The 5,378-nt window shown below is 52.8% G+C and carries 4 protein-coding genes and 1 CRISPR repeat array; all 4 genes read left to right on the top strand.

All coding sequences use genetic code 11. The features are described 5' to 3' along the window. The first annotated feature begins 388 nt into the window (after nucleotides 1-388). The 4 genes from C5C07_RS20230 (at nucleotide 389) to cas2 (ending at nucleotide 4,423) form a co-directional block, all read left to right on the top strand. Nucleotides 389-2,500 (top strand): CRISPR-associated helicase/endonuclease Cas3, encoded by a 2,112-nt coding sequence (locus tag C5C07_RS20230; RefSeq protein WP_233510486.1) that lies wholly within the window; start codon nucleotides 389-391, stop codon nucleotides 2,498-2,500. Nucleotides 2,501-2,610: 110 nt separating this feature from the next. Continuing rightward, nucleotides 2,611-3,162: a CRISPR-associated protein Cas4 gene (gene cas4 / locus C5C07_RS20225; RefSeq protein WP_115806029.1), complete on the top strand. Its 552-nt coding sequence runs from the start codon at nucleotides 2,611-2,613 to the stop codon at nucleotides 3,160-3,162. A gap of 3 nt (nucleotides 3,163-3,165) precedes the next feature. Further along, the gene (cas1b, locus tag C5C07_RS20220; RefSeq protein WP_115806028.1) at nucleotides 3,166-4,161 is read left to right on the top strand and encodes a type I-B CRISPR-associated endonuclease Cas1b; all 996 of its coding nucleotides are present in this window, start codon (nucleotides 3,166-3,168) and stop codon (nucleotides 4,159-4,161) included. A gap of 1 nt (nucleotide 4,162) precedes the next feature. Beyond that, nucleotides 4,163-4,423, top strand: coding sequence for a CRISPR-associated endonuclease Cas2 (cas2, locus tag C5C07_RS20215; protein WP_115806027.1), 261 nt, complete (start codon nucleotides 4,163-4,165; stop codon nucleotides 4,421-4,423). Nucleotides 4,424-4,525: 102 nt separating this feature from the next. Beyond that, a CRISPR array of direct repeats spans nucleotides 4,526-5,348; the repeat unit is 30 nt; unit sequence GTTTCAGACGAACCCTTGTGGGATTGAAGC. Nucleotides 5,349-5,378 lie beyond the last annotated feature (30 nt).

Raw genomic sequence — 5,378 nt, 5'->3', positions numbered from 1 at the left:
CGCACCAATACAAAATCAACTAGCAGCGACGTTAGCAGTTGCTCGACACCACCAAGCACTTCCGAATGCTGCGCAGTATACTGCCGAGTCACTCGCAGATGCATACAAGACGTCGAATTCGGTTCTCACCGCCCAAGTCGAAGCAATCAGCGAACAATGGCCACGCGAGGCGACTAAGCTACTCCAACTAAGTGGGGAGACAGACAGCACGTGGGTCGAATTTACAGAGTGGGTGCAGTCGGGAGCGGTAGTCGGAGAGTTACACGAAGTGAGCGCGCGACAGGAATTGACCGGTGCCAAAGCGAATTCGGACAAGCTGCCTCGAAAGCTGTATGACCGGACGCTCCACTACTGGGCGGCGATTACGCTCGCGGACAAGAGCCACGCCATGGCAGTCCCCGAATCACACGTCTTTGATTTAGAGACGTTGGACAGAGAGACGCTCGAGGAGTACATTGCTGATCTGCGGGCAGAGCCACCGGAAGATGAGCTTGAACGGGCATTGAATGATGAGCGTGAACGCGCTCGACGACAAGCAATCAGCGGCGTCCACGAGTGGCTTGGGGGAGATGCTCAAACCCCACCAATTGCAACACTCACACTCCCGACTGGGCTCGGAAAGACGTTTACTGGCCTGTCAGCTGCATTCGAAGCGCGCGAGATGCTCGAATCAGACGATGGGCCAACTCGGCCGATCGTATATGCCCTCCCGTATACGAGTATTATCGAACAGACACGCTCAATTTTCGAGAAGCCCGAGCTGTGGGGTGCTGATCCAACGAAGTCTGCATTGACCGTCCACCACTATCTGAGCGAAACAGTCGTCTATCACAGTGAACGAGGAGCTGAGGACGTCGCATCAACAGATCAAGAAGAGCATGCTCGTACCCTTGGGGAAGCCTGGCGCGATGGGACGATCCTGACGACGTTTGTACAGCTCTTCGAAAGCCTCGCGGGGCCATCGAATCGACAGGGGCTGAAGCTCTCAGCACTTGACGACGGGTTAGTGATTCTCGACGAGCCACAGGCACTCCCCAAAGAGTGGTGGGATGGAATCACGAGGCTCATCGAATTGCTAACCACAGAGTACCAGACGCGTGTAATCGCAATGACTGCCACCCAGCCAACGCTCCTCCGGGATGTCGAAACCACATCGATCCTTGAAGCAGGAAAAAAACACAACACGGCAGGGTGCCTCCGGTGCGAGGCTGGACCAGACTATCCTGTTCAACTGGACCCGGCAGCAAAAGAGACGTACTTTGAAAATGCAGAGCGGGTTCGCTACCTGATCGATGAGTCTGCACTCTCGTTCCAGCTCTCATCGGACAAACAGTATCTGAGCCACGAGACGGCAGCGGCACGAGTCGTAGAGGCAACCGTAGCCGATGAAGGTGGTTCGACACTTGCTATCTGTAATACAATCAGCAGCTCATCGACACTCACACAGGAGCTGTGTGACTCTGATGGAGTTACACACCTCGGCGAAGCCATTGAATCTGTACTGGAGACAAACAACATTGATGCAACCAACCCAGAAAACGAGGTCTCAGCGATCGTAGATGCGATACTTCGTAAAGCGGGCCTCCGAGGAGTTGACGGGGAACTCTCACTTCCAGCTCACACAGATCTCGTAGTTGCAACGCTCAATTCGAGATACCGCCCATTCGACCGACAACTCCTCATCGAGATTTCTGATACGCTTTCTGGAAGTGGGATTCCATTTGTGCTAGTCTCAACGCAAGCCATCGAAGCGGGGGTCGACCTCAGCTTCAAGCAGGTATTCAGGGACATCGCACCCTTAGACAGCATTGTCCAAGCAGCAGGTCGGTGTAATCGCTCGTACGAGTGGGGACGGAATGGAGGCCAGGTGGTTGTCTGGACACTTGCGGACCCAGACGAAGAGACGCCCGAAAACCCAACAAAGTCACCACCCGCTCACTGGGTGTACGAGCGTGGTTCGACTGATGCAGGGATTCAAACTCACCTCCAACTCATTTCATCGGTTCTAGCACAGTTCGACGAACAGGAGGTCCCAGACGTGGAGATATCACATCACGCCGTGAATGAGTACTTCGAAGCACTTCGTGAGAAATCACTCTCATCGACGAAGATCCGAACGCTCATCGATGACTCAAAGGCAGGGGAACTCGCACGTGAATCGCTCATTGGAGGGTACCAAACGGTCGACGTACTGGTTGCAACGACACAAGCTGAAATAGAGCAACTGAATGAATTGACCGAGTTGTTCACGTCGTACGATCCAACAGACAGATCGACAGGATACAAGAAATTAGAACAGGCAGCAGGAATCCGAGTGAGTCTGCCTCTAAATTCGATCGAACAACTCCCGGATGTGAGCCGAATCGATGGAAAAGAGCGGAACGAAGATGGGGTCCAAGTATTCCGCTATACAGGGACCGAAAGCCTCGAGTATAATCTACAAACAGGGGGTCTTCGAGGAAAAGAAGATACAGTTGCGGGGAGGTTTACGACGTTCTGAGCAGGAGTTTACCGTTGGTGTAGCGAATCCACATCAGAGAAACGAATATTAATTGACGTGACAATATCTGGTGTGCCAATGACACACACTCAACTTGAGCAAGGTGCCAAATGAGTTCGACAGATACCGTCCAGGAGTACATCCAGGACGAACGCGATCCAAGTAGGTCCCCAAATGTCCCGATTACGGGGCTCATGGTGCAGTACTACCACGTCTGCAAGCGGGAACTCTGGTTTATGGCGAACGGCATCGATATCGACCGCGAAACAACGAACATCCAACGGGGGACACACGTCGACGAGACAAGCTATGGGAATTCTCGGCGGTCATTTATGATCGGCAATCGAATTCAACTAGACCTCTTGGATTCGGGGGACGTGATGGAGGTGAAGGCCTCATCAGCCTTGGAGAAACCCGCGAGAATGCAGTTACTCTTCTACTTGTGGTATCTCCGAGAGGTATATGACATTGACAAGGATGGTGTGTTAGCGTATCCAACCGAGCGAAAACGAGAACCAGTCGTACTTGATGAGACGGCGACTGCAGAGGTCGAATCGACGATTCGTGGAATACTGGATGTGGTGAGCTGGGATACTCCACCCCAGTTGGAGAAGAAATCGTACTGTGGCACCTGTTTGTACCAAGACCTCTGTTGGATGTAACCCATGACTAAAGCAAAACACCATATCTTCGCTGATGGCGAACTATCACGGAAAGAAGGAACGCTACGTATCGATACGCTGGAAGGAGAGACCAAATACCTCCCAGTAGAGTCAATTGATGCGCTCTATCTTCACGGCCAAATCTCGTTCAACACGCGCGCACTTGGTCTACTGAATAAACACGGAGTACCCGTTCACATCTTCGGCTGGAAAGACTACTATCGAGGGTCGTACCTCCCTAAGCGGAGTCAGCTCTCGGGGAGCACCGTCGTTGAGCAAGTTCGCGCATACGACGATACAGAACGGCGTCTCCGTATTGGCCACCGAATCATCGAAGCAAGTATCCACAATATGCGGGCCAATATCCAATACTACTCTGGTAGACGCGGAGACTTTGACTCTACTGTGGAGACGCTCTTCGAGCTGAAAGAGACAGTTGCAAACACGGAGAGTGTCGATGAGCTGAGGGCAATCGAAGGAGACGCCAGAAAACGGTATTACGGATGCTTCGATACAATTCTGGAAGATCCGTTCGAATTGACGAAGCGCGAGTATAACCCACCGAGTAACGAAGCGAATGCACTCATTTCGTTTTTGAATGGGATGGTGTACACCAGCTGTGTCTCTGCGATTCGAAAGACCGCACTTGATCCTACAGTTGGATTCATCCACGAACCTGGGGAACGACGGTTTACACTTTCACTTGATATCGCGGATATATTCAAACCGATTCTCGCAGATCGTCTCGTCTTCCGTCTCGTTAATCGAAAACAGATTACGACGGACGACTTTGAAACAGAGCTGGCTGGCTGTCTGCTTACTGAACAAGGGCGACTTACAGTGCTCGAAGAATTCGAACGGGCCCTCGATCAGACGGTAGAACATCCACGCCTGAAACGGAAAGTGAGCTTCAAGACGCTTATCCAGACAGACGTGTACAGCCTGAAGAAACACCTCCTAACTGGAGAGCCGTATCACGCGACGGAAAAGTGGTGGTAAGATGCACGTTATTGTTGTCTACGACGTCCCTGCCAAGAGAACCCGGATTTACCGTAAGTTACTCCGACGACGGTTGGAGCATCTCCAGTATTCAGTCTTCTTTGGTGAGCTCACAGAAGGCCAAGTTACTGCCATGAAAAACGAGATCGAATCTGAGCTTGAACCAACAGATTCGGTTGTCGTCTTTGAATTCAATAATCCACATGCATTCGAGCACACAACGTACGGCGATGCAGATGAGCCAGGTAGCCGGTTTACTTGATTTCCGTCGACCCCCCGGGGGTTTCGGGTGAATTGGGGGTCGACGGAAACACTCTTTTGAATTCAGGCGATACACGCTATTGTACCCGTGAATTCGGACGGGGTTTCAGACGAACCCTTGTGGGATTGAAGCAGTTCGTCGACGACCCGAGGGAGGACGGTGATGCAAAGTTTCAGACGAACCCTTGTGGGATTGAAGCCACTGGCTGAGGGGTTATCTCGTGGACCCGCCCGTGTTTCAGACGAACCCTTGTGGGATTGAAGCGACTCGACGAACGCCTCGGCGCTCGCCGACGAACTCGGTTTCAGACGAACCCTTGTGGGATTGAAGCGGCGGGATTCGGATGCCCGAGATCAACAACGAGACGGGTTTCAGACGAACCCTTGTGGGATTGAAGCTCGCCGTCGAGCCACACGTCGCCCCAACCGGGTTTGTTTCAGACGAACCCTTGTGGGATTGAAGCGCCACCCACCACTTTTATCACTAGAGCTTCGGTCCGGTTTCAGACGAACCCTTGTGGGATTGAAGCGGCTTTGCACTCGCCATCACGGTGGGTTCCTACCCAGTTTCAGACGAACCCTTGTGGGATTGAAGCCTGCCGCTTCACACAGCCGGTCGACGCGCCTGTTGATGGTTTCAGACGAACCCTTGTGGGATTGAAGCAATCCGTCGCGTCGAGCGAGCTTGCGGTGCGCGTCGTTTCAGACGAACCCTTGTGGGATTGAAGCTCCCTGACTTCCGCCGACGCCATCCACTTCTCTTTGTTTCAGACGAACCCTTGTGGGATTGAAGCTGGCGTGTATGACAGTGCAACTGTGCAAAGTACCGCGTTTCAGACGAACCCTTGTGGGATTGAAGCAAAGCGGAGGGTTCTCCCTCCGATGCCCACGACGACGTTTCAGACGAACCCTTGTGGGATTGAAGCTCGACACTGTGTTCCTCGCTGTCGTCTCTG

This window comes from Haloferax sp. Atlit-4N (genome assembly GCF_003383025.1).
Lineage (GTDB): Archaea > Halobacteriota > Halobacteria > Halobacteriales > Haloferacaceae > Haloferax > Haloferax gibbonsii.
This window is presented reverse-complemented; position numbering and strand designations above follow the sequence as displayed.

Bases quoted from the DNA above. Each gene is read 5' to 3' on its own strand.
- cas1b (WP_115806028.1), top strand. From the start codon at position 3,166: ATGACTAAAGCAAAACACCATATCTTCGCTGATGGCGAACTATCACGG.
- cas4 (WP_115806029.1), top strand. From the start codon at position 2,611: ATGAGTTCGACAGATACCGTCCAGGAGTACATCCAGGACGAACGCGAT.
- C5C07_RS20230 (WP_233510486.1), top strand. From the start codon at position 389: ATGGCAGTCCCCGAATCACACGTCTTTGATTTAGAGACGTTGGACAGA.
- cas2 (WP_115806027.1), top strand. From the start codon at position 4,163: ATGCACGTTATTGTTGTCTACGACGTCCCTGCCAAGAGAACCCGGATT.